Source organism: Pseudobutyrivibrio sp. 49 (assembly GCF_900100545.1).
Taxonomy (GTDB): domain Bacteria; phylum Bacillota; class Clostridia; order Lachnospirales; family Lachnospiraceae; genus Pseudobutyrivibrio.
The window spans coordinates 32,355-56,883 of sequence record NZ_FNDP01000017.1; the positions used below are offsets into that span (position 1 = coordinate 32,355).

General features: G+C 37.9%; 22 protein-coding genes. 5 read left to right on the forward strand and 17 right to left on the reverse strand.

The window, feature by feature from the left end; genetic code table 11:
* The first annotated feature begins 439 nt into the window (after positions 1 to 439).
* Positions 440 to 1,261 (forward strand): helix-turn-helix domain-containing protein, encoded by an 822-nt coding sequence (locus tag BLP54_RS12440; protein ID WP_090170154.1) that lies wholly within the window; start codon positions 440 to 442, stop codon positions 1,259 to 1,261.
* Between the two features lie 250 nt (positions 1,262 to 1,511).
* Positions 1,512 to 2,726: a DUF6033 family protein gene (locus tag BLP54_RS12445; RefSeq protein WP_090170156.1), complete on the forward strand. Its 1,215-nt coding sequence runs from the start codon at positions 1,512 to 1,514 to the stop codon at positions 2,724 to 2,726.
* Between the two features lie 381 nt (positions 2,727 to 3,107).
* Here the strand turns inward: BLP54_RS12445 and BLP54_RS12450 are convergent, their stop codons facing one another.
* The 6 genes from BLP54_RS12450 to BLP54_RS12480 form a co-directional block, all read right to left on the reverse strand.
* Complete coding sequence (locus BLP54_RS12450) at positions 3,108 to 3,311, reverse strand: hypothetical protein (protein WP_090170158.1); 204 nt, start codon at positions 3,309 to 3,311, stop codon at positions 3,108 to 3,110.
* Positions 3,312 to 3,400: 89 nt separating this feature from the next.
* Entirely contained in the window at positions 3,401 to 4,477 is a 1,077-nt protein-coding gene (locus tag BLP54_RS12455) for a hypothetical protein (RefSeq protein ID WP_143002025.1), read from the reverse strand.
* A gap of 1,468 nt (positions 4,478 to 5,945) precedes the next feature.
* Positions 5,946 to 6,944, reverse strand: a complete 999-nt coding sequence (locus BLP54_RS12465; protein WP_090170163.1) for a DUF4179 domain-containing protein — start codon at positions 6,942 to 6,944, stop codon at positions 5,946 to 5,948.
* Positions 6,941 to 7,504: an RNA polymerase sigma factor gene (locus tag BLP54_RS12470; protein ID WP_090170165.1), complete on the reverse strand. Its 564-nt coding sequence runs from the start codon at positions 7,502 to 7,504 to the stop codon at positions 6,941 to 6,943. Before BLP54_RS12470 ends, BLP54_RS12465 begins: the two co-directional genes overlap by 4 nt.
* Before the next feature lie 144 nt (positions 7,505 to 7,648).
* The gene (locus tag BLP54_RS12475) at positions 7,649 to 8,545 is read right to left on the reverse strand and encodes a hypothetical protein (protein WP_090170167.1); all 897 of its coding nucleotides are present in this window, start codon (positions 8,543 to 8,545) and stop codon (positions 7,649 to 7,651) included.
* Positions 8,546 to 9,220: 675 nt separating this feature from the next.
* A complete protein-coding gene (locus BLP54_RS12480; RefSeq protein ID WP_090170169.1) occupies positions 9,221 to 9,769 on the reverse strand; it encodes a DUF3990 domain-containing protein in 549 nt (182 codons plus the stop codon).
* Positions 9,770 to 9,990: 221 nt separating this feature from the next.
* Between BLP54_RS12480 and BLP54_RS12485 the strand changes: the two genes are divergently transcribed.
* Positions 9,991 to 11,544 (forward strand): methyl-accepting chemotaxis protein, encoded by a 1,554-nt coding sequence (locus BLP54_RS12485; protein WP_090170171.1) that lies wholly within the window; start codon positions 9,991 to 9,993, stop codon positions 11,542 to 11,544.
* 148 nt (positions 11,545 to 11,692) lie between these two features.
* The gene (locus BLP54_RS12490; RefSeq protein ID WP_090170172.1) at positions 11,693 to 12,055 is read left to right on the forward strand and encodes a hypothetical protein; all 363 of its coding nucleotides are present in this window, start codon (positions 11,693 to 11,695) and stop codon (positions 12,053 to 12,055) included.
* A gap of 89 nt (positions 12,056 to 12,144) precedes the next feature.
* Here the strand turns inward: BLP54_RS12490 and BLP54_RS12495 are convergent, their stop codons facing one another.
* The 11 genes from BLP54_RS12495 to BLP54_RS12545 all read right to left on the reverse strand — a co-directional run bounded on the left by BLP54_RS12495 (position 12,145) and on the right by BLP54_RS12545 (position 23,852).
* On the reverse strand, positions 12,145 to 13,467 hold the full coding sequence (locus BLP54_RS12495) for an MATE family efflux transporter (protein WP_090170174.1): 1,323 nt from the start codon (positions 13,465 to 13,467) through the stop codon (positions 12,145 to 12,147).
* Positions 13,448 to 13,924, reverse strand: a complete 477-nt coding sequence (locus BLP54_RS12500) for a J domain-containing protein (RefSeq protein ID WP_090170176.1) — start codon at positions 13,922 to 13,924, stop codon at positions 13,448 to 13,450. Before BLP54_RS12500 ends, BLP54_RS12495 begins: the two co-directional genes overlap by 20 nt.
* On the reverse strand, positions 13,905 to 15,125 hold the full coding sequence (locus BLP54_RS12505) for a bifunctional folylpolyglutamate synthase/dihydrofolate synthase (RefSeq protein ID WP_090170179.1): 1,221 nt from the start codon (positions 15,123 to 15,125) through the stop codon (positions 13,905 to 13,907). The genes BLP54_RS12500 and BLP54_RS12505 overlap by 20 nt, the downstream gene beginning before the upstream one ends.
* A 9-nt stretch (positions 15,126 to 15,134) precedes the next feature.
* Positions 15,135 to 15,971 carry a DegV family protein gene (locus tag BLP54_RS12510; protein WP_090170181.1) on the reverse strand — a complete coding sequence of 279 codons (837 nt, stop codon included), beginning with the start codon at positions 15,969 to 15,971 and terminating at the stop codon, positions 15,135 to 15,137.
* A gap of 109 nt (positions 15,972 to 16,080) precedes the next feature.
* A complete protein-coding gene (locus tag BLP54_RS12515) occupies positions 16,081 to 17,232 on the reverse strand; it encodes a transglutaminase domain-containing protein (protein WP_090170183.1) in 1,152 nt (383 codons plus the stop codon).
* Between the two features lie 141 nt (positions 17,233 to 17,373).
* On the reverse strand, positions 17,374 to 17,577 hold the full coding sequence (locus BLP54_RS12520; protein WP_015548251.1) for a cold-shock protein: 204 nt from the start codon (positions 17,575 to 17,577) through the stop codon (positions 17,374 to 17,376).
* 211 nt (positions 17,578 to 17,788) lie between these two features.
* Positions 17,789 to 19,291: an ATP-dependent Clp protease ATP-binding subunit ClpX gene (gene clpX / locus BLP54_RS12525; protein ID WP_090170185.1), complete on the reverse strand. Its 1,503-nt coding sequence runs from the start codon at positions 19,289 to 19,291 to the stop codon at positions 17,789 to 17,791.
* 29 nt (positions 19,292 to 19,320) lie between these two features.
* Positions 19,321 to 20,286, reverse strand: coding sequence for an alpha/beta fold hydrolase (locus BLP54_RS12530; RefSeq protein WP_090170187.1), 966 nt, complete (start codon positions 20,284 to 20,286; stop codon positions 19,321 to 19,323).
* A 23-nt stretch (positions 20,287 to 20,309) separates the two neighbouring features.
* Positions 20,310 to 21,134 carry a glycerophosphodiester phosphodiesterase gene (locus BLP54_RS12535; protein WP_330386167.1) on the reverse strand — a complete coding sequence of 275 codons (825 nt, stop codon included), beginning with the start codon at positions 21,132 to 21,134 and terminating at the stop codon, positions 20,310 to 20,312.
* Positions 21,135 to 21,218: 84 nt separating this feature from the next.
* A complete protein-coding gene (locus BLP54_RS12540; protein ID WP_090170190.1) occupies positions 21,219 to 22,550 on the reverse strand; it encodes an MFS transporter in 1,332 nt (443 codons plus the stop codon).
* A gap of 39 nt (positions 22,551 to 22,589) precedes the next feature.
* Entirely contained in the window at positions 22,590 to 23,852 is a 1,263-nt protein-coding gene (locus tag BLP54_RS12545) for an SseB family protein (protein ID WP_090170192.1), read from the reverse strand.
* Positions 23,853 to 24,080: 228 nt separating this feature from the next.
* Between BLP54_RS12545 and mscL the strand changes: the two genes are divergently transcribed.
* Positions 24,081 to 24,527 (forward strand): large conductance mechanosensitive channel protein MscL, encoded by a 447-nt coding sequence (gene mscL, locus BLP54_RS12550; protein ID WP_090170194.1) that lies wholly within the window; start codon positions 24,081 to 24,083, stop codon positions 24,525 to 24,527.
* Positions 24,528 to 24,529: the final 2 nt, after the last annotated feature.

Sequence of the window (24,529 nt, forward strand, 5' to 3'; positions counted from 1 at the left end):
AAAATCAATTCTGTTTTTCAATAAAAGAAAGGCAGCTATAAAACTTGCTGCCTTTCAACACCCTCATGCCGCTCATTTATTAAAGGGGTACAATTGGGGTACATTCGTTGTTCGTGTCATCTCTCCAAATGTTTTCCTGGCAGGTAACCTCTGGGTTCTTTAGCCTCGTGGACTTTTTTGGACTGTGCCGTTTTTCTATCCTTGGCTCGCTCCGTTTTCACATCATCGCTTAGCTTCTCTGAAATAGTATTCATTTGGAATGCTCATTCAGTTTTTATGATGTGAGTATGACACTTAAAAAAGGGCTTTCCCGTATATCCAGAATGTAGGATTAATTTTAAAATCGAAAATATTCCATGATTCCGGACAGACCGCATTCTTTCTAAAGAAATTCAAAACTGCTATACTTTTTTATATATACGAAGGGGGGATTTGCTATATGAAAACAAAGGTGACATTGCAAGAAAGACTTAAAGATTTAAGAGTGGAAAGAAACTTAAATCAAGAAGATGTTGCTGATGCAATTGGAATTTCAAAATCTGCATTATCAACATATGAGAGTGATGAAACTATGGGTATTCCACATTTTAACCTAGTTAAATTGGCAGAATTCTATGGGGTGTCATTGGATTATCTTTTTGATAAATCCCCAATAAGAGAAGATTCGAATATAGAAATATCAGCACTAGGTCTAGATCAAGAGACTTTAGATATTATTAAATCTCAAAAATTTAATAATAGACTTTTATGCGAACTTATAAAGCACCCTGAGTTTAAGAATCTGCTTGCTGATATAGAAATTTATGTTGATGGCGTAGCTGGATTATTCTTTCAATCTGTATCTATGTGTATGAATGGCTATAGAGAAGATATTTTACATGATATGCCTAAAGAGAAAGACGATGTTATTAATAGAGTTTTTGAAGTAAGCAAATATGAAGAAGATACATATTTCTCAAATAGAATTCAATCAACATTAAAACCAATTTTAGATGATTTGCGAGAAGTACATAAAAAAGATGCAGAAACTGCCTCAGACACTTCTTTCAAAGATTTCTTCCTTCAAAGATTGGATGCGGTTAATTGTTATGATGAAGATTTATCGAAGAGCTTTATTGCACTAACATGCAAGGTTCATAATATTCCGCAATCCGCATTGTCTCAAGAACAAAAAGAAGCATTGAGAAGTATTATGCTAAAATCTAGAAATTATCAGGCAGCTGTTAAAAACCGAAAGAATGCAAAAAAGAAAAAGAAATAGCAAGATATTTATTCTTTTCGTAAGTTTAAATTTCCAAAAGTTGCACCTCATATTTGTTAAATATATCCATTAATTATTAATCAAATAATCTCGATATCTAAGTGTAAGAATTTTTATAAGGCTAAGGATGCGCTTATTTCAACGGAATGAAGTTGGAATAGGCGCTTTTTTAGTCTCTAGCATCACCGCTCGGACCTTTCTGGAGAGCGGCGCAGCTTTGACTGACAGATGAGCTGCAGAAAGGAGTTTTATGGAAATAGAAAGTTCAGTATCAAGCTATATTTCAAGTATAAGCGCTGCTTATAAACAGACTTATAGTAAAACAAGTAAAGTAGATTCGCAGATAAGTATATCTTCTGAAGAATCTATTACTAGTGATCCATTAGCGTATTACAAGGATTTATGTAGTAAGTATCCACATATTTCGTTTCGTTTGGAAGACTACGCTACTGGAGCAAATGTTAGTGGATGTTTTCTAGGGTATAACAATAGCATGAACCAAGTAGGTGAGAATTTTGGAGAAATGGGTCAATGTAGTATACAGATCGATGTGAGCGTTATCAAAAAAATGATGCAAGACCAACAATATGCAGAAAACGTACATGGGTGGATTCAGTCATTTGAACAGAATTACGGTTCTCATGCTACTGATGTTACTAGTCACGGAAATAGTAATTTTTGTTTTACTATAGATGACTTTGGAGAAGGTATTCAAACAGGACGCCTTTGTGCAAATTCTTCTTTTTCAACAGAGGAAGAAGTTAAAAGAATGTGGGCCAATGAAGATTATCAAAAATCGGTAGGTCAACTTTTCGAAAAACAGAAAGCTGACCTTATAGATATCTATCTAAAAATGACGGAAAACTGCATACTTAAGATGAAGGAGCTAACTTCGTCAGAAATAATTGAAAAAAAGGAACAAGCAGAGGATATTGCAGCAATCACAAGCAAATATAATGAAGAAGAAAACGCTGACAGAAAGGTTGTAGGTTTTACAACATTTCCTGTAGCAGAACACGTCAAGGCTGGCGTTTTTGCATTCTTGCCATCTGAATCTACTTCAGAAGACCCTATTATTCAGATAGAATACAAAGGTAGTGATGGAGAGAAGAAAATAATTGACGTTCATGTTAATGATATTGATGTCGAATCAGCTTCAGACATGGAAATGTTTGCATATTTGACTTATCAGGGATTAATAGGAAATAAAATCCCAAATGCATTAAACAATTATGACGCATATCAACGAATGAAATTTAGTGATGGTGATTATTACTACCATGATTATCAAAATGGAGAAAGTAGATTCCTTGATGAAAAAATCAATACAAGTGAAATGATTCAGCGAGTTTTATCTTGGATGAAAAACATAAATCATCCCGATGCTCAGATGCATGCTAGAATGTGCGAAGACTTATTAGAAATGCTGAATCCTGTAAATGATACTCTCGAGAATTACGTTTAGAGTGCGGATTAATTCTCGGCTAGAAATTGACAATAGAAAGGGCTTGCTCATTGAGAACAAGCCCTTTCTATTTAAGGTATATATGTTACAGTTTCGAAACAGAAATGATTATTATTTTCAATAATTCTAGCTATTGTTTATAGTATTCTTCTATGCCATGAAATTCCTCCACAGTAAGGCAATCATCATTTAATTCAAAGGGATGTTTACCATCATTTATCATAATAAATTTGTTTTCAGCATCCCAAGTGAAATTGATTGTATCTTGTCCATCATAAACGCCAGTTCCATCAGAATTGAATGTATAAGAAACCTCGTAAGAAACCTCTTCGCCTTCAATCTCTTCAGTAAATGTAGCAGAATACGTTCCATCTGGACCATCTAAGAATTTCGCATCTTCTGATTGTTCTGAATCACTGGTCTGTGATGTTTCAGAAGTATCATCTTCAATATCTGTTGTATTTTTTCATCTACAACTACATCTTCAGTTGGATTGTCAGGAATCTGACTCTCTTTTGTATCAGTGCCGCATCCCACTAATCCAAGTGTAAGTATCATACATACTAACAACAATTTTTGTTTCATTGATTATCCTCCTCGTAATTACTGATATCAACGTGAGCCATCAGCATCACCTAGTATTTTTAAAATATTATGAAACTAAAAGGAACCATTTAGTCAAGTGGTACATAATTCCACTCAGCTTCTGGGTCATATGGTAATGTCTCCACTGGTGAAGTAGAACTTACTATATACTCATCAGTTGATTCCTCTAAAGAATCGTCTAATGCCACCTCTTTATGTGGATCAGAATCAAGTACAAACTCTGGCTTTATAGTCCATTTATTTTCTTTATCTAATGTTAAGTGAAGCACACCATATCCAAAGGTATCAGAATGACCATATGCACCTGAAATATAGTATTTTACAAGTAATTCTCCGTTGTCTGTCACTACAAAGCCACTTGCACAGTCAGATTTCGAATCATAGGCACTCATTACGGTTCCTTCTATATTTGATATATCATAGTATTCACTAGACCCTAATTTATAATATATTTCCTTTACATTTTCCTTGGTAAAATCGACTAATACTTCGTCATTATAGCTTATAGTTGCAGCACCCTCATTCCAATCTATATCAAAAGGAGTGGCGTATTTATCTTCTTGATATATCAGCTCTTCCCCATCTGAAGAATATACATGTGGGAAATATCCACCATCCCCGCCATTACATTCTAACTGTTCCACGACTATCTTTTCGTTTTTTCCATCAGTGTTTAAATCACATTTTACGGTATACCCATCTTTCATTGATTCATGCTCGTGGGAATCGATGAAGTAAGATGATATGTAATTCATAGAACCGCTATTTATAATAGATATAATCGCAGATAAATCACCATCGATAGTCTTATATTGCTTACCGCCAACTGCGATTGTAGATATAGCTATTCCTAAAGGTTCTGTTCTATCTTCAAAAACTAAGTTAATAGAATAGAAACCTTTTTTATAATCGTTTGAATCTATTTCTTCATAAGTACAAGAATTTAATGTATCTTGAATTATAGAAAGCGCCTGTTCATTGGTGAAAACAGTTTTTCTTTCATTAAATTCAAAATACTCGACAGACGAGAGTTTTCCATCAAAATGCTCAAAGAATTCAGCATTTGTTGGACTATTAGTTTCTTCTGATGATGTAACAGTAGAATCTTTGTCAGCGCCACAGGCTATTGTATTCAGGCACATCATAACCACCAATAAGCCTATGGTCCCCCGTTTGATTTTTCTTAACATTATTTTGTTTCCCCTTAGTATGTGCAGATTTTACAGGCACGTTTATTCTCTTGATTATTATATACCACAATTGTGCCGCAAATGTCTATAATTGAGCTTATGGTATTATCCATTATGATTACACTTTACGCCATAGATTAAATAATAAAAGGGGTACAAATCGGGTACAAATAAAAATGACAGTCCTGCAAACCTCCTTTTTACTAGTTTTTTCGAACACGCCCAATATTCGAGTCCCGTCTCGCGCTTTTTTTGTTTTTTAATTCCTATGAAATCAAGCTTCATAGGACTTTTTCTTTTTTATCTTCGTATAAAATCATTAAAATTTCGGACAACCTATGGGCAACCTACGCGTTCAATAAATTTCTGATTTCTTCATCCACACCTATACGTGCATATGAATAGTGACGTAGATTTGTTTCTACACTATGCCCGAGTAGTCTTGCTCTATCTGCGACAGGTATTCCCTTTGGAATGAGTATATTTGAATTAAGGCTCATTATACATATAGATAAGAGTAAATAAGAGTAGAAAATGTCAAAAATCGTTTTATTTATCAGGTTTGTTTGGGGTGTAAATTATGAAATTTCATATTTTTTATTCTAAATTTCGATAAAAAACTGAGATAGTAATTGAAGAATTTTATGATATAATGATGAACGTTGCCACCCCTAGACAGGCACAGGAAGGGGGTGTTAGCTTGGAGATAATAATCTCATTTCTAATTTCTGTTATGGCAAGTATAGCTGCCTACTATATTTGCAAATGGCTTGACAGAAATGACGATGGCAATGAGCCTAAGGACTAAGCCACCTTGACCAAAACGGCATAGAAAAAGCTAGGAGCTGCCACTCCTAGCTTTTTTGTTAGCTTGTTATGAGCTAATAATCTCATTTCTTTGCCTATGTTTATTATATCAACTATTTCTAAATAGTCAACTGAATGGATTTTTACTGTTTAAATCCTAATGACAATAATATTTTATATTCTTTCCTTATATAATACAACCAATTTTTGAAAGGACAACCAAAAGGGGTACAACTGGGGTACATTCGTTGTTTTCATTGCACTGTACCTCAAGCTTCGTCCGTCAGCAGTCTGAACGGTGCCTTGGCTTGCAAAGGTTGTATTTTCATATTCTAGATGGGTTCCTTCTGTAGCCGTTATTTTCTGCCAAACTTGAGTCCTAGAAACTGACTCAGCTGAAGACAGATTTAAGGTATTCTGACTGATTCCATTTACACTGAAGCTAACGCCATCTGAATTATTATCACATCCACCAAGTACTCCCTTTTGCACCTCCATATGCCTAGTCTTCATTCTTAATATCGGAATGTTTTATAGAAATATAACTTTATAAAATAAAAAAATGCTTCCCACAACTGATTGTTGCAGGAAGCACAATGAATAGATATTAGAGGTGTTATTTCAGTGTCAAAGTTGCCATATTTCCATTAATATCCCTTATTTCAACTGATTTGACTGTATTGGGATCAATGATGTTGTTAAATTCCACAGAGAAAATAGCATTATTATTTAATCCATCAATATTGTTTAAGCTATCTAAATCTTCGCAATTAATAATCTTTCCATCATCAAGAGTGAGACTTGCAATATATGGTACTGGGGATTCTCTTTCGTCGAGCCATCTTTCTAAAACATCCTCAGATATGTTATATCTTATCTCAGCAGAGATAGGACTGATTTTAATTGATGCAGCCTCGCAATTAAAATCAGAAAGTGATTGATTTAAATCAATGACCTTAGCATTGCTTACTTCAGGAATAGGTAAATCAAATGTCCACTTACCACCTAAACTTTTCTCAGATGAATCAAAATTCACAACCGAAAAGTCACTTAATTCTAAATGCAAAGTTTTACCAGTTAAGGTAATTCCGGAATCAATTGAATCTGTTCCATCAATAATGAACATCAATTCATCATCCTTGATTCCCATGCTATAGCCTAAGGTATTACCTTCATAGCCTTGTATATATACTTCATCAATGTTTATATTAGGCTCTGCATCATTATTAAGCTCAATGCCTGAGTATTTTACTGCAAGATTAATCTTATTATCATCAGCCACAATTGCTACTGGTGTAAGAGTAATTCCATTATCAGTAATAGCATATTTTGAATAATCATCGCTCTCTGAAAAAATAATAGCCTGTCCCTGATTTGTAAGTGACTGTTGCTCATCATCAGTAGCATTAAAATAACTACTCAAACCTTTTCCCCAGAAGTGATGAATTGCAGCTGTTGCAGTGATTGTTGTCAAAAGAATTAAGCATATGCAGGCAGCCATTGAAAATCGTTTATTGAATTTTACAACCTTATTGCCGGCATGATATCTTGCACACTGTGTAATTAAAACATCATCTACACCATTAAATGCTAAAAATAAGTTTTCTTTTTTCATGATACCAAATAGCCCTCCTTTACCAAACGTGTTTGAAGCTTCGTTCTCAACCTACTAAGTGTTACTGAAACATTGTTCTTTGATATACCATATTTCTTTGAAATGTCTGTAATATCTTCTACATAGAAATATCTGCTGAGAAAGATATATGCCTCCCTCTCTGGAAGCGCCCTAACAAAATCTGCTACTATGTTCTCAAGCTCTTTGCCTAAAATGGACTGTTCGACACCATTTGATGCAGGAATACATTCCTCTAGTTCATCCAGTATCTCATGCATTGTGCCATTTCCACGTTTTTTACTTCGAATTGCTCTATATTTGTCAAAAGCAAGTTCTCTAGTAATTTTGGCTAAAAAGGCTTTTAAGACTCTTGGTCGCGTAGGTGGGATTCTATCCCAAGTCTTCAAATAAGTATCATTTAAACATTCCTCAGCATCTAATTCATCATTAAGGATATTTTCAGCAATTGACTCCAAATAATTTCCATATTTAGAATCAGTTTCTTCTATAGCTCTTTCATTTCGTTTGAAATACAGCTCAATTATTTCCTCGTCTTTCATATATGCCCCCTTTTAGATTTATTTGTAAGCGCCTTACACTTATATAGCCGTAAAGTAGCAAAGGATATTACAAAACTTAAAAAAATTATAATCAAATAAGAATGAGCCTCCATAAAGGAGGCTCGTCTGTTATCGTAACCATAATTAATTATCTAATTCAATTTTATAAACGTTAGGAAGAATCGCAGGCAGGACTTCTTCAACACTGCCATCAAACCAAATTCTTACCGAATCCCCTTCAGAAAAATCAGTCTCTAATGTTGAACCATCAACTACATAGTCTCCATCTGCAAGAGATACAAACATATCATCCATATCTACAAAGGTTACAAGTAACTGTCCATCATTTCTAACTTCTTTGATTGTAGCAATAAAATTAGCTACTTCTATAGGAATGGATGAATCTGTTAATTTGGAATCTCTGAAAATATATTTCTCTCCATCAATATCAACGACTATTTGGCCTTCAGTACTATATTGATAATTATATCCGGTACCAAAATTAGATTGGTTATTTTCAGTAGGTGTATCTTTGGAATCAAGAGTTTTATATATGGTGCCATCCATATTCCCACAGCTAATAGCGGAACAAATATAACCCGTATTCTTGTAAACCACATCATTAATCTTGACCAACATAGGATACTCTGAATTACAGCTATCATTTGAAGTAGTATTATTCCATTCATAATCTGAAGAGATGCCATCTGGAATGTCATCAACATTTTGTTCTCGATAAAGCATTGGAACATCCATTTCGCCGGATTCATAGTATTCTATAATCCATTCATCAGAACTAAAATCTTTGTACTCATAGATTTTACCCTTTGAATCATCACCAACAAATCCAATTTGCACACCACAATCGGCTGGTGTAACTGATGTAAATGGAACAAAAACTTTATCATCTATCTGTAAGGTCTGAATGCCTTCATTCTCACTTGCAGTGTAGTTTTGTAAATTGTCGGTAACGGATTTTCCACAGGCTGATAAGCAAAAAAACAACACAGCTATTAAAAATAAAGATTTTGGATTTTTCATACATAATTTCCCCTCAAGTATTTATTATACTTAAATACTATCATTCTTAAACAAAGTTAACAAAGCTAACTTGCAACTGGACCTCCCAATTCCATAGCAACGTATAAGTATAAATAGCTATAATTTATTTTACCATTAAAAAATTTAAATGTTAGTGTCCACTTTACCCACTTTTAATCGTATTATAAGTAGAAGGCCTTCTAAAATTAAGAAAAAGGGAGCAATATCACATGGATGAGTTTGTTTTAGGATAATGTAGCATTGAATAAAAGAGGATTTGATGTTATATTATATATAAAGAAAGCACCCATTCCAAAGTGGATGCTCCTGAGAAAATAACTAGTTATGTTCTCAATGAGAACAACAGCCTCTCCCGTTGGCAGACAGGAGAGGCATTTTTATTTGCGCTTACTATTTCTCTTGTCGAGAAAGTTTAGCAACGCGAGGAGAAAACTACAAGCCGTGAAAGGCAATACTAGGATACCTAGCATTATCATTATGATTTCGTAATCGCTCACTGGCGCCACCTCCCTTCCGTTAGCATCCAATTGCTCAGATACCATATAGGCTCGGGAGACTACCACCCTGTCATGGGTACTTTCAGTGCGGATGAACCGCATAGATAAATCTAGCACAAATGTTCTGTTTTTACAATCGAGACGGGCTGCTTCCTTATTATTCCATCTCCTTAAACTTCTTGGCGAACATCCGCTGAAACTCCTCATTCTCTTTTGCCATCAATTTCTGATATTCAGCAAGCTGCTGGCTTGTTATTTCATCGCTTGACAGCCATTTTAGCTGTGCCTTTGCTCTTTCCGATTTAATCACCACCTGCATATACTCAGGCCCTATCATAAGAAGCTCCATGGATTCTTTCTTATCTAAAAATCCGCTGGTAGTGATTCCCAAAGTATCATATATAATGTCATTTGCTATAGGCCCCACTATAACATCAGCTTCCAGCTCATCTGGCTTCAGATGTCTGTTGGCATAGATATATTCAAACCACTCTTCGCTTCTGGAAAAATACTTCACCACTAATCCATCAGTATCAAGCTCATAGTAATTTACTATAGTCTTCTTCCCAACGCTCTCCTTTGCCCACCTATAGGCAAATTCCTTATCAGGGGTAGTGTAGAAGCCCTGACCAAAATCCGCATTCTTCCTACCATAATGAATATCTGGTTCTTTAATTACATCAAAGCCCGCATGGTATAACAGCATAAAACCTCCTTCAATAAACCCCTTTCTACTACATATTATTGTATAATCCCCGCGTTTTCCAGATTATTTATTTACTTTACCAATTATGCCACAGAAACATCGTTATATTTTTGTATACTTTTATCGTTCACAGATTTTTCATAACATGATACTATGCCTCAGCAACAATCGTTGCGGTATGTTTTACATAATGTGTTGATTAATATTCGAAAGGAAAGACAATGGAAGAAAAGTTTTTATACTCCGACAGAAATGAGCAGGTAAAAAGAATTAACCGTGTGTTAATTTTTACATATGGAATCTATTTTACATTACTTACAGTAGTTGTTGTAATTGCATACTTAAGAGGCTTCAGATCTCTGGCTTATCTTGCAACAACAATAGGCTTAGAAATATTTACTGTTATCTCATTAACCTCTATTTATGCCAAAAAGCCTAATTCAGAAAAACTCAGATGGATATCTCTTATAGAGCTTGCTATTATTGGCGCACTTGGCTGCTATGGTTTCACTAGCTACTATTTAAGATTTGCCATGGTCGGACCAGTTGTTCCATTTGTTCTTTATTATGATAAGAAGTTTTCAAGAATCTCCGGTTTAACGGTTGCTATTGTACAGCTTGGTTCATTTGCAGCAAGATTTGTTAGCGCCCTTCCATATACTTCAGAGGAAGCAATTGACAACGCTGCAGCAATCGGATGTACCTTCGCCGTTGTAGCACTTTGTATCTACCTTGAGAAGATTCTAGAGCTCTTCCAGCACGATACTGTTGGTCTTATCGAACATCGTGCAGAAAACCAGGCTCAGCTCCTTTCAGAGGTAATGAATGTAGCTACCAAGGTTCGTGAGGGCGTTGGTCATGCAATGGATAATATGAACCAGCTAGACGAGACTACACAGTCTGTCAGCGGTGCTATGGATGACATTTCCAGCAGTACTTTAGCAAATGCAGAACACATTCAGGAACAGACTGTTATGACACAGCAGATTCAGGATCTTATTGAAGAGACCGTAGCCCGTTCTGAGGAGATGGTGGCATCTGCTACTGAGGCTAGCAATATCAATGAAGAGAATCACGAAAAGATGGTTGAGCTGAAAGCAAAGGCTGAAAAGATTTCAGAGATTAACAACCACGTTGGTGATGCTATGAACACCCTTGTTGCTAAGGGCGAAGAAATGAAGCAGATTACAGAAGTTATTTTAGAGATTAGCGCTCAAACTAACCTTCTTGCCCTTAACGCTTCTATTGAGGCTGCCCGCGCAGGTGACTATGGTCGTGGCTTCTCAGTTGTAGCAAATGAAATCAGAGAGCTTGCAGAGAAGACAAAAACTGCAACAGAAGATATTACAAATATGATTATAGAGCTTGGAAACAACGCTCAGGATGCTGAAGCTGCCGTTTCTGAAGCACGTATCGCTTCAAGTCAGCAGGGTGAATTAATCGAAAAAACTGCTGAAGGCTTTATAAAGATGAATGATAATGTTAACAACCTTACAGCAAACATCAGTGATTTAGAGGGAATGATTGAAAACCTCGCACAGTCAAACAACACAATTGTTGACAATATTTCACAGCTTTCTGCAACTACAGAGGAAGTTACAGCAGCTGCAGCACAATCGGCAGAGCTTTCTAACGATAATAAGATTCTTTCTAATGATACAAGAGAGCTTCTTAATGATGTTATGCAGACAGCAGCTGTTCTAGATAAATATAATGATGGTATTCAGGAAGCTGAGACTTCCGAAAGAAACAGCAAGATTGTAAAATTTGCATAAAGCAACTTAATAATGTAAATACCGTAATTCGTTACACGTTATAATTATAAATATATTTTCATTTTATTATTGACATATAACATTTTGCATGCTATTATCTTTCTGATTGAGCACAGTTGATACGGTTTTTAGTTTATGAGGTGTAAAAATGGAATTAACAACACTTAACAAAGAATACAAGTTGCTCCGTGAGGAAAGCTCTGAGAAATTTGTAAAAATGAGTGCTATCGATCCTACTATCACTTTCGTAGAAGAATACTGGATTACTTCAGATCATACTCTTGGAAATGCTAGAGCTTATTTCGATTCATATGAAATGGCAGTTGAGTATGCACTTGACAGAGTTGATTATAGAATGACTCTTAATGAGGATGGCCAGAAGCCATTTATCATTTTAGTAAACGGTAAAGCTATCAATACACATGGTCAGCTTGAGAGCTTCCTTAAGGGAGATTTCAAGATTTCCGCAACAGACGTGATTGAGAGCAACGTGAAGAAATTGTATTCATAGTATGATTACTTTATTTATAGCACTTTTGATTATTAAAAAAGCCTTTGCATCGTCTAAATAATGATAATGCAAAGGCTTTTCTTTTTACTCTATTTTTTCCACAACCATCTAACAGGTACAGCAAGCATAATAGCTTTCAAAACATTATCTGCTATCATGCAGCACCATACTCCCACTAGTCCAAATCCAAAATAATGAATACCTATATATGTGGATAATATTCGAACCAACCACATTCCACCAAACTCTACAACAAATGGATATTTTGTTCTTCCCAGTCCATAATAAATACCCTCTGATATTATATATAGTCCAAAGAAAGGCTCATTAAAGGCTACCATTTTCAGCACCTTGCTTCCAAGAGCTATGACATCTGAATCATTTGTGAAGAAGCCCATTAATGGTGTAGCAAATACATACAGCAGTACTCCACTCAACGTCATAATTAAAACTGTAGCTAAAATACTGCTAACACAAACAGCATGATATTTGTCGTGATTCTGTTCTCCATAAGATATGCCTACCATGGTATTGGCTGCAGATTTAAATCCATAGCCTCCTATATAAAACAGCTCCTCTGCCCCTACTGCAATACTATGGGCGGCAAAAATAATGGTGCCCATATGGGATACCAGACCTGCGAAAACCACGTAACCAGATGTAGATGCCACATTGATAAGAAGTACTGGTAGAGACAATCTCCACATTCGACTGATAATCTCTCTTTCAATGGAAAGAATTGGTCCTTCCATCTTAAACTCCTTATGTCTAAGGAATACCATCAAGGTCATTACACCACTGAAAATCGCAGAAATACATGTAGCATAAGCTGCTCCATCCACCCCAAGATTGAAGGTGTAAATCAAGAGATAATCAAGTACAACATTAAGAATATTAGCTCCCACACCAATATACATCGGAGTCTTTGTATCCTTTGTTGCACGTATTGCCGCTGATAAAATGATATTAAGCGATTTAAAAATAATTGGAACTGAAATCCAGAAAAAATATCGTGTAGCTGCCGGAGCAACCTCCGCAGAGGCACCCATCCAGCTTGCCACAAATGGACATGCTGCCAGACAGATAATCTCAACTACAGCACCAACACCTATTGCAAAAACAAGGCTTGCCTTCGCAACCTGCGATATTTTATGATGTTCTCCACTACCAATAGCCTGAGCAATCTGCGTCATGGCACCAACGCCAAAGGCCACAGGGATACTTCCCACCAGCCAGGTAATCGTAGTAGATGTAGATACAGCCGCTGTTGCATTAGCTCCAAGTCGTCCTACCATTGCAGTATCAACATACTGCATTAACACAGAAAGAATCTGTTCCAGCATAGTAGGTAGAGCCACAACAACTACTGAAATGAAAATATTAAATAGAGAATTATTCTTCTTTAACGTCATTATTTATATCTTTTCCTAAACCATTAGCCCACACCATGTGCTCTATAGCACGAGCCACTCTAATGGCATCAATAGCTTCCATGGCGCGCTTATAATCTGCCTCCTGCTTTTCATACATGGCAGAAAAATCCTTTTGTTTCTGTTCAAACTCCTGCTTACGGCGCTCCTTTTGCTTGGCAGCTTTTTTCTGAAAAGCTGCATAATCAGCACTACTGGCTGGCTTTCTAGTATTAGCTTTGCCCATAACACGTGTATGTGTCAAAACTTGTCCCTTGGATTCAGTAATCAAAAATTGATATGCCTCAGTAATCCTGTTGTAAAGAGTGGCATCTTCCATTCCTGTCACATCAGGGTGGCATTTCTTTACTAAATCCTTATAAGCCGCCTTAATCTTCTGTTCTCCTGCATCTGGGCCCAACCCCAGCACGCGAAGCGCTTCAACTCTCGTTTTTATCATAACCTGACCCCAATATTTCCCCTATAAAATATAAAGAACCAAAAACTATGATCTTCTCGTTAAAAGTTTTTGCCAATTCAATGGCTGATTCGTAGGATTCACATGCCTGCGCCTCTACCCCAAGAGTCGCTATGGCATCTGCAAGCTCCTTCGCCTGAAGTGCACGCTCAGAATCAACTGTAACAGTATAAATACGTTCTGAAAGTGGTGCAATGAGCTGTGCCATCTCCACATAATTTTTATCTGCCATTACTGCCATTATAAATGAAAACTTCTGATTTGGAAATTCCGCCTTTAAACTATCACGAAGTGCAGTCACTCCCGCAGGATTGTGTGCACCATCCACTAAAATATATGGAGATTCCGAGATAACATGCATCCTTCCCGGCCACACAGCCGTTGCAAGACCATTTGCAATCGTCTGATTATCCACAATCATTTTCAGATTCCTAATTATTTCCACTGCAACTGCCGCATTTTTTCTCTGATATCCACCAAATAGTCCGAGCTTTAAATCCGATTCTACCTGAGTAGCATGAATCAAATCACATCCCAGCTCATCACATCGTGCTTCTATGACCTGTGAAGCCTCCTCATCCATCTCTCCTATTACAACAGGAACACCTGATTTGATGATTCCAGCTTTTTCTCCTGCGATAGCTGCTAAGGTATCACCCAAATACTGTGTGTGTTCCAAACCAATGGACGTGATGGCACATACCTCAGGCAACTGACTTAATCCATTTGTAGAATCCTTGGCACCACCTAGACCTGTTTCTAAAACAACATAGTCCACATGCTGCTCCTTAAAGTAAACCATTGCCATAGCAAGCCAGTAATCGAACATTGTAGGTTCAAGCTTAAGCTCCATATTAAGAAGCTGCTGGCCTATACGTGTCACATCTTCACGTGAAATCTGTTTTCCATCTATCTGAATGCGTTCGGTATAATCTATCAAATGAGGTGATGTAAATAATCCTACCTTATAATGTTCAGAAGACGCAAAAGAAGCAGCCTGTAAGATACTACTTACAAAAGCTGCTACTGATCCTTTTCCGTTGGTACCGGCGATGTGGATGATATGCAGCCCCTTTTCAGGATGGCCTAAAGCCTCCATAAATTCCTGGGTAACATCCCTTCCACATGCCTTTCCAAATCGGCGTTTATTATCAATTGTGTATACTACCTGTTCGTATGTCATTCTTATCTTCTAGACCACAAGAATTACTCCACCATCATTTGCGTACATTGTGCTGACGCCTCTCATATCTACAATGAAGATTTCCTTAAATGTGGCCAACGACTCCATTTTTTTCTTTAATGATAGTGCACGCTCTGGGCAGTTGCAATGAGAAATTGCAAGAATTTTGTTCTCACAATCTGTGGTAACATCCATGACGCATTTAGTCATCTTGTCGATAGTCTGGTTCATTCCACGGCCCTTAGCAAGCTGCTGAATATAACCTGTCTCTGTAGAGCCCATTACAGGCTTAATATTTAATGTCTCAGCAATAGCAGCCTTTAAACCTGATAAACGACCTGACTTTCTAAATGTCTCGAGAGTCTCCAGCACAAAGAAGGTGTGCTGACCTTCGATATAAGCATCTACAGTCTCAATAACCTGTTCAAAAGACATGCCTGCATTTTCACACTCTGCAATCTTAAGAGCGATAAGTGTCTCTCCGATAGAAGCTGACTTTGAATCAAAAACGTGAATGTTCTTAGACTCATCGTCCTCCTCGTATAAATCTTTGCCAAGGCAGGCGCTATTATATGAACCAGAAAGCTGAGCTGAAAGTGTAACTACATAAACATTCTCAGCCTCACAATCCATCTCCACCATGTATGCATTTGGTGATGGACATGCTGACTTTGGTGCATTAGGGCTTTCTGCTACAGCCTTAATGAAGCTTGCCTGATCAAAGCTATCATCATCTATAATCTGCTGGTCATCTATCTCCAGAGTGAGTGGTACATTAACAAAATGACCATCCTTTTTCATTTCCTCAGTAAGTTCTCCGCAGCTATCAAGAATAATTTTATACATCTACCTAGTATTCCTCCGCTTTTTCTACCGACATTATAGCACGAGGCCTGTTCCACGTAAATAGTTTTTATTCTTGCGACATGTAGTTTTCAAAACCACGTGTGTATTATCACCGTTTTACCCATTGAATTGTAAGGACATTTGCATTCTCATCTAGTAAATAGTACACAGAGTTTATGCCTCTACAATAATCAGACAGGTGATTTTCATCTATAAAATAGTTAATTACCTTGGAATATAGGTCAGAATTACTAAATTTTAAAGATATTTCTGCCTCACCGTTATTGTAGGATTGTGCAAGTCTGTTTCCTATTGAATCTACACCGAACCAGTCGTAATAAAGCCCTTCGTGAACAAAGAAATTATCTGCATTTGACAGGCACTCTGGCACCTCAAAATCCACAGTAATTACGTGATTCTGACTGATTTCCTCAGTAGTCATGGCAAAATAAGCGTAGTTCACACGCTTTGCGGTGTCATTATTTCCATCCAGGTATTTGCTATTGCCCCAAGTGACATCCATGTAGTAATAGGCACCATCAAGATATACCAGATTCCATGCATGGCTTTCTCCGTTTGCAGTTCCTGTAATAACAGTGCTCTTTATTCCCAGCTTATCAAGAAGATACCATGCCGCATCAGCATAGCCCTGGCACACAGTAGAACGATACAAAAATACACTGAGAATATTTTGATTTTCCTCACTGTCAGTGTTGTAATCAACATTCTCAATTAATGTTTCAAATACATAAAGTGCCTTCTTGAAATCACTGGCATCCTGACTGATTCCAGAAAGCCATTCGTCAGCAGTAGCCTCGATTGAAGCCTTGTACACATCCCTCTGATCCTTGGACATAGTATACTTTGGCCAAAACTCTATGCTGACAACCTTATCATCGCTGGTATAGGTATTGTACTTATAACCATTTACCCAGAATAAATCTCCATAATCTGCCATAACAGCTTCATAGGCCTTTTGGAGAGTTGAGTTATCCTTTGTAGATACAGTGATTTTTTCACTATACTCCGTCATACAGTTATAAATCTGATCGTATGTTACTTTGGTCTCATCATTAAGGTGTTGATATGCATATCTATCATAGGAAACACTTTCAACCACTACCGGTTCGTCCACCATAGGGTTCAAATCTATTTCCTTATTTGTATAATTCTGTATGAAATAAGAAGCCACCAGGAATATACCTGTGGCTGCTATAAGCATCGATATTGTCCTTAATAAAAATCTAACTACTCTTTTCAAAAATCCTCCTATAAAACAAAAGCAGCGTAATATAAATATTACGCTGCCTCTCCCCTTAATCACATGTTTGTATTGCCTTTAAATCCCGTTTTTCATAACAAAACCAAAGGTACCCAAAATAATGATTAACTGTGGTGCTAATTAACGTACAACTGTTACGTTAACAGCCTGTGGTCCCTTTGCACCATCGGTTACTTCATACTCAACTGTAGCACCCTCTTCAAGAGTCTTGAAACCTTCTGAGTTGATGCCGCTGAAGTGAACGAATACGTCCTTGCCTTCTTCGTCTGAGATAAATCCGTAGCCCTTAGAATTGTTGAACCACTTAACTGTACCTTTGCTCATGCTAAAGTACCTCCAATATATTACTTGCCGAGCTTCTCTCGACTAAAGATAGTTTAGCAAAAGACTTTATCAAAGTAAAGAAAATGTCGGAATTTTTTGTACAAATTTTCCAAAATGTTATCAATTAAACCATTTATGCAACAATATTAGTTTCTATAACTGCCACCAACAAACTCTGTCGGTCTGATGTTTAATTGACAGGTGTTTTTTTCTAATTTGCAGCTGCTCTTTCTGGTATTAATCCAGCTGATCTGACCATGATTCTTGGTCCACCTTTTTTCTCGATGTAGTCCTCTGTGATAATAACCTGACCGATATTATCATCCTTTGGAATCTCGTACATAATATCAAGCATAAACTCTTCTATTATAGAACGAAGTCCACGGGCACCAAGCTTTTTATCAAGTGCCTTTCTTGCGATAGCATGTAAAGCTGCATCTTCAAACTCAAGCTTAACCTCATCAAGCTCTAAAAGCTTCTCGTACTGCTTGATAATAGCATTCTTAGGCTCTCTTAAGATGCGTACAAGCATATCCTCATCAAGCATCTCTGTAGCAAACACGATAGGAAGACGTCCGATGAATTCTGGAATCATACCAAACTCTCTTAAATCTTCAACAGTAACCTTCTGAAGGATATTCTTATCATCATCGTATTTGTCCTTAAGATCAGCCATGAAGCCCATTGATGAATGCTTATTTAATCTTGCCTTTATGATTTCATCCATTGCAGGGAAAGCTCCACCGCAGATGAATAGAATATTTCTTGTATTAATTGTTGTGGTAGGAACCATTGCGTTCTTGCTGGATGCACCGATAGGCACCTCAACATCAGCACCCTCAAGGAGCTTAAGCATCCCCTGCTGCACTGACTCACCACTTACATCACGCTGATTTGCATTCTTCTTCTTTGCAAGCTTGTCAATCTCGTCGATGAAGATGATACCCTGCTGGCAACGCTCAACGTCATTTCCAGCTGCTGCAAGAAGCTTGCTAACAACCGACTCGATATCATCCCCGATATAGCCTGCCTCAGTAAGAGAAGTAGCATCTGTGATAGCGAGAGGTACATCAAGAAGCTTTGCAAGTGTACGAACAAGATATGTCTTTCCAGAACCTGTAGGTCCGAGCATAAGCATATTTGACTTCTCGATTTCGATGTCGTCCATTGTGCCTGTGGCTACACGCTTATAGTGATTATAAACAGCTACAGACATAACCTTCTTAGCGTAATCCTGTCCAACCACGTACTCATCAAGCATGGCTTTAATCTTGTGTGGTGGAATGATGTTATTGATATCGATGGCAGGAGCTGGTCTGTCTTCCTTTGCCTGGCTTGATGCTGCACCATGAGCATTCTTAACCTTTGGGCCTTCTCCAAAAAGACTGCCAAGGTTCAAAAAGCTGATGTTTGGCATCTTATTCATATCCATATTGCTCTTGGAGTTGTCTCCGCCGCCAAAGCCAAAGCTACCCATAGAATCGAAAGTACGCTGCATGCATTCATTGCAGACACCCATTCCTGGAGCCATCTTGATAAGTGGGCCACAGATAGTATCTGGTCTGTGACACATATAGCAAAACTCAGTTGGCTTCTTATCATTATTATCATTTGAAGAGTTGTTGTCCTTTTCTGGTGTAGTATCTACTACGTCTGCATCAACAACTTCGTTTGTTTCCTCTGGGTCAAATTCTCTAAAATCCTGATCTGACATAATAAATCTCCTTACAATTTTCCATAGCTCTAATTCTCGTAATACTCGAAAATCTTAGAATAATAGTCCTGTATAATCTCGTCAGTGGCATTAAATATCTCGTGCTTACTTCCTTCAAAACGAATCAGCTTGCAATTCTTAGCCTTCTGACAAAAGTGCTCCTGGGCATCTGACATTACCAGTGTATCCTTGGATGCTTGCATTAGTATAACAGGAATTTCTATCAAATGGGCGTTTTTAAGAATTTTTTTAGAAACATTAAGTGCCTCTCTTATCCATGCAAAGGTAGCTCCATTGGTGCGATAATGTGGCTCCCTCTCACGCTCATTGTACTGATAGGTGTATCTTGCCTTTGACATCGCCGAGCAATGTGGATACTTGAAGGTATGGTCATAATCGTGATGCTTTGGCAGATATCTCTTACTAAACATAGGTAAGTATGAAAGTATGCAAACAATAGCCGCCACGAAACTGTTAATGTTATGTGTAACCAGTCTTATCATTGGCGAAGTGAGAACCGCCTTTTCAAAAACCTTTGGATATTTTTCCAGATACATGGCACCGATACCTCCGCCCATTGAATGGGCGAATAAATAGAGATGCTTTGTTTTACTTTCTGGAATAACAATCTTTTCTATAAACTGATTAAAATCTTTCACATAGTTTTCGAAGCGGTCCACATATACCTTTGAAAAGCCTTCCACCTGTCTATCTGAAAAACCATGTCCTCTGTGTTCCACAATAAATACAGAATACCCCATCTTATAGAAGTAATAGATTGTCTCTGTAAACTTGGTAGCAAACTCGCAGTAACCGTGACTGATAACTATAGATGCCTTCTCTGCAGGATTAATCATCATCTGATAATGAAGATTTAGACCATCCGTATTTACGAAGTAACCGTCCTGTAATTTTCCATTCATAAAAGGAAGAATGGTATCCTGCATAGCATTTGCAAAATCCTTATCCTCTATAAATATGTCTTTAAAATTCATAAAACTTTCCCCTATATTTTGCCTTAATTAAAGCTGGCTACTATTTCAAGTGCTGTATCTGGATAGTTAGTAATGATGCCATCAATTCCCATCTCACATGCCATCTTCATATACTGCTTTGAGTTGATGGTCCAGCTGTTAATCTTCAGACCATACTCGTGACAACGCTCCACATAATTTGGATACTGAACATTGTAAAGAGCAGGGTGAAGGGCCTCCACTCCGTGGTCTCTACCGTACTCAGGCATATCCAAAGTGCCATCCATATAAAGGAAGCCTGTGTGTGCTTCAGGATCAAGCTCCTTCACCTTCATGATGCTGTAGTGATTGAAGGAAGAATAGATTACTCTGTCTTCCATATCAAATTCCTTAGTCATGGCGATGATATCCTTTTCTATATCCTCGTAGAAATAAACACCATTCTTAATCTCGATATTGATATGAAGATTGGTTGGCTTAATAAGCTCGAAAACCTCTCGCATTGTAGGAATATCTGCATGAGGGCAGGCTTCAGGCATTGTCGCATTGTAATTGTACTTACGAAGCTCCTCTAAAGTGTAATCCCTAACATAACCTTTTCCATCTGATGTTCTATCTATCTTTTCATCGTGGATAACTACCAGCTGACCATCCTTAGTCTTGTGGATATCAAGCTCGATTCCATAAGCCCCCATCTCAATAGCCTTTTGAAAAGCTGGAAGTGTATTTTCTGGTAAATATCCGCTGGCACCTCTATGTGCCCAAACAACTGGCTTATTCATTGCCCCATTTCCCCCTTTTGTACGTCCTGATACTCGGTACCAGGACAATCTAATTCTGTCACATGCTCTTTTTAATTTCTTATTCATATCTCTGTCCTTCTTAACGATGATATTTTTAATTATAGTCAAATCAAACCTAATAATAAAGGACTCCCAACGGGAGCCCCATAATTAATCCATATCTTCAAAGGCCTCTAAGCCTCTTCTTACCTCTACATCTACATCACCATGCTTTACAAAGAGCATTGTGAGAAATGCTAAGAAGGAAAATATTGTTGCATATGGGAATAATGTCATATATCCCACATGAGCAAGCAGCCAGCCTGCAACAATCGGAGTGATTATCTGAGCTGCCATTGAAAATGTATAATAATATCCTGTGAATTTACCACTTTCTGAATCTCTGCACATTTCAAGAACCATAGGTAAGGAGTTGACATTGATGAATGCCCAGCCTGCGCCCATAGTTGCAAAAAATAAATACAAGATTGGTGAAAAGGTTCCGGATAATAACGTAAATACGAATCCAGCAAAGAAGCTGCCTCCCAGTAATACTATTCCAAGGAGTATTGTCTTCTTTCTTCCAATCTTTGATGCCAGCATTCCTGACGGTATAAAGAATATGATTGCCCCTGCATTGGCAACCAGCATACATCTGGAAGCATCACCAAGCGCCATATCCCACATCTTTACAGCGTAGGTAGTAAACCATGTCTCCATGCCATTATATGCTATGAACCACAGGGCGACAGAGAAAAGCAAAAATCTCAGTGAGCGTTTCACATCAGGTGGCAACATCTCGTTACCACTTTCATCCTCAACAGAAAGATTCTCTTCTGGGTGAAGAAGCTCATAGTTTTCCACCTGCTTTCTCATTTGTACCTCATCTACATTAATCATGACGATACATAATGAAACAAGCATAATTCCTGCCACCACCATGAAAATCAGCATGTAATTAACATGTGGCAAATCTCTTGTCTTTGAGGCAGGGTAGAAAACAGCCGCAACAATCAAATATATGATTCCACCCAATGCTCCCATCAAATTAATAATGGCGTTTGCTCTAGAGCGAAGTGGCTTAATAGTGCAATCTGCAACAAGGGCAACTGTAGGACTACGATAGGTACCCATTGCCACAAGCAAAGCTCCCAATATACCTATGAAGAAAATCTCCTTCCCCATAGATGGATTTGCATAGTAACTGTTATCCACAAGTGGAAGCATAAGCATGAGCACTACTGCTGCAATGGTTCCGAACAAATAGAATGGCTTGCGGCGCCCCATTTTGCTTTTGCACTTATCTGAAACTGCACCAAAGAATGGTAGTAAAAACAAAGCAAAGACATTGTCCATAGCCATGATTACACCAGAGATGGTCTCATCCAAATGAAAGGTGTTGGTGAGCACAAGCGGAATCAGGGCATTATACATTTGCCAAAATGCGCAGATGCTAAGAAAGCCGAAGCCCATCTGCACAGTCTTCTTCACATCAAACTTCATATTCAATTATCCCCCCAATATAAAAAGCTGCTCCTCTAATTATGCAGTGTAAATAAGCATCTTATCTGAGTGCTGATTTACGACGTTGTCTACGGCTGGAATGGCCCCCTTGAGCGCATATTCGATAGCCTGAATCTCGTGAGCAAGTGGTCGAATCTCCTGATAGATAGCCTCCATGTGAACCTTCATCTCTTCCTTTTCGTATCCCTCTGGGAACTCGAGAACTACGAGATGACGAACAGCCTTTGTCTCTTCCTCAACCTTTGTAAGGAAGCTGATAGACTTAATCTCATCATGTGACTGACCGTACTCTACAAGCTTTCCGCGGATAGCCTCATTCTCCTCGCATTCCTTTGGAACACCAAGAAGAATCTTCTGACCTGCTGGAATCTTCTGCTCCTGCACATTTCCCTGTGCAGCACCTTCCTTTGGACCAAATTCAGCCTGATATCCAGGTGTGCTAACAATTGTATCAAGATAAGGAATTGGCAGTGTACATGGAACCTTGTTGAATGGATTGATAGCTATACCAGCGTATACATTGCCTCTTTTAAGCATAGCATATACATCCTGAAAGCTAAGAATCTGTGTGTGAATCTTAGCGCCATCATCCGCAAGACCTGTCCAACGACGAAGTGCATCCCAATCAGTGAAAAGTGGAAGTACCATGTTGTCCTGATCTTCAGGTGTACCTGCAAGCTTGATTGTAGATTTGAGCATGTAGAAGCCAATCTTTGTATCCTTCTTGATAACTGAAACCCCCTGCTCGTTAACCTCTGGCTCCTGATCCATCTTGATAGGTGTAAGGAAATGAGCGTGGCTTGCCCAATATGCTACTGTGCCATGGAAGGCATTGTCCTGTGCATATGTAGTAAGACCATTGATAATACCTGAAAGTGCTGGATTTTCAATAGAAACTCGTGGATTAATCTTCTCCTGTGGCTCGATATTTGTAACCACTGCATACTTCTTAATCTGAGCATCATCTGGAAGTGTAAGCTGAAGTGAAACCTTTGTATCCTCAGCCTCTTCAACGATAGAGCTTTTTCCATCTGCTGAAGCCTCTACAGCCTGAACCTCGCACTGGATAGACTTTGACGCTGGCATGCAAACGAATACCTTATCGCCCTTAACTATCTTTCCTGTAAGCTGGCCTGTGATGATGCTACCGTTGCCATCAAGCATAGTTGTGATGCCATCTATAATTACAGAAAAACGTCTTCCTGTTTCAACATTGGTTGTTACATCTGTATCTGCAACCTCAATGTTTTCCTCTTTTTTCTTCTTGTCAAATAAACCCATAACAAATTCTCCTACTTTATTCTTTCTAAATTATTTTTCGTATTATCGGATCCGCAATTCCGATTTCGACAGTAAATCTATTATATCCTAATTGCCCCTGAAAAAAAACAGTAAGCGCTTTAATTCCTTGTTGTCGCTGTCTTTTTTGCCTCATTTTCTTATTTATGTTTTATTTCAATATTGGTATAATGGTTAAAGTTTAAAATATTTTTCACAAGGGAGGTCACTATGAGCGATAAAAAAGGTTTCATCTCAGAATTTAAAGAATTTATCATGCGTGGAAACGTAATGGATATGGCAGTCGGTGTTATCGTCGGCGGTGCATTCACAGCTATCGTTACATCTTTGAACGAGGACATCCTTACACCTATCCTTGGTATCTTTGGTGGCACAGATTTTTCTGAGCTTAAGGTTACACTTGGAAGCGGTGATTTAGCTCCAACACTTACATACGGAAATTTCATTACTGCTGTAATTAATTTCCTTATCACAGCACTTGTAATCTTCTGCATCATCAAGGGTCTTAACAGAGCTACAGAAAGAGCTACTGCTCTTGTAAAGAAGAACAAAGAAGATGCTGAGGCTGCTGAGCCAACAGAGAAGGATTGCCCATACTGCTACAGCAAGATTCATATCAAGGCAACTCGTTGCCCACACTGTACAGCACAGTTATAAAA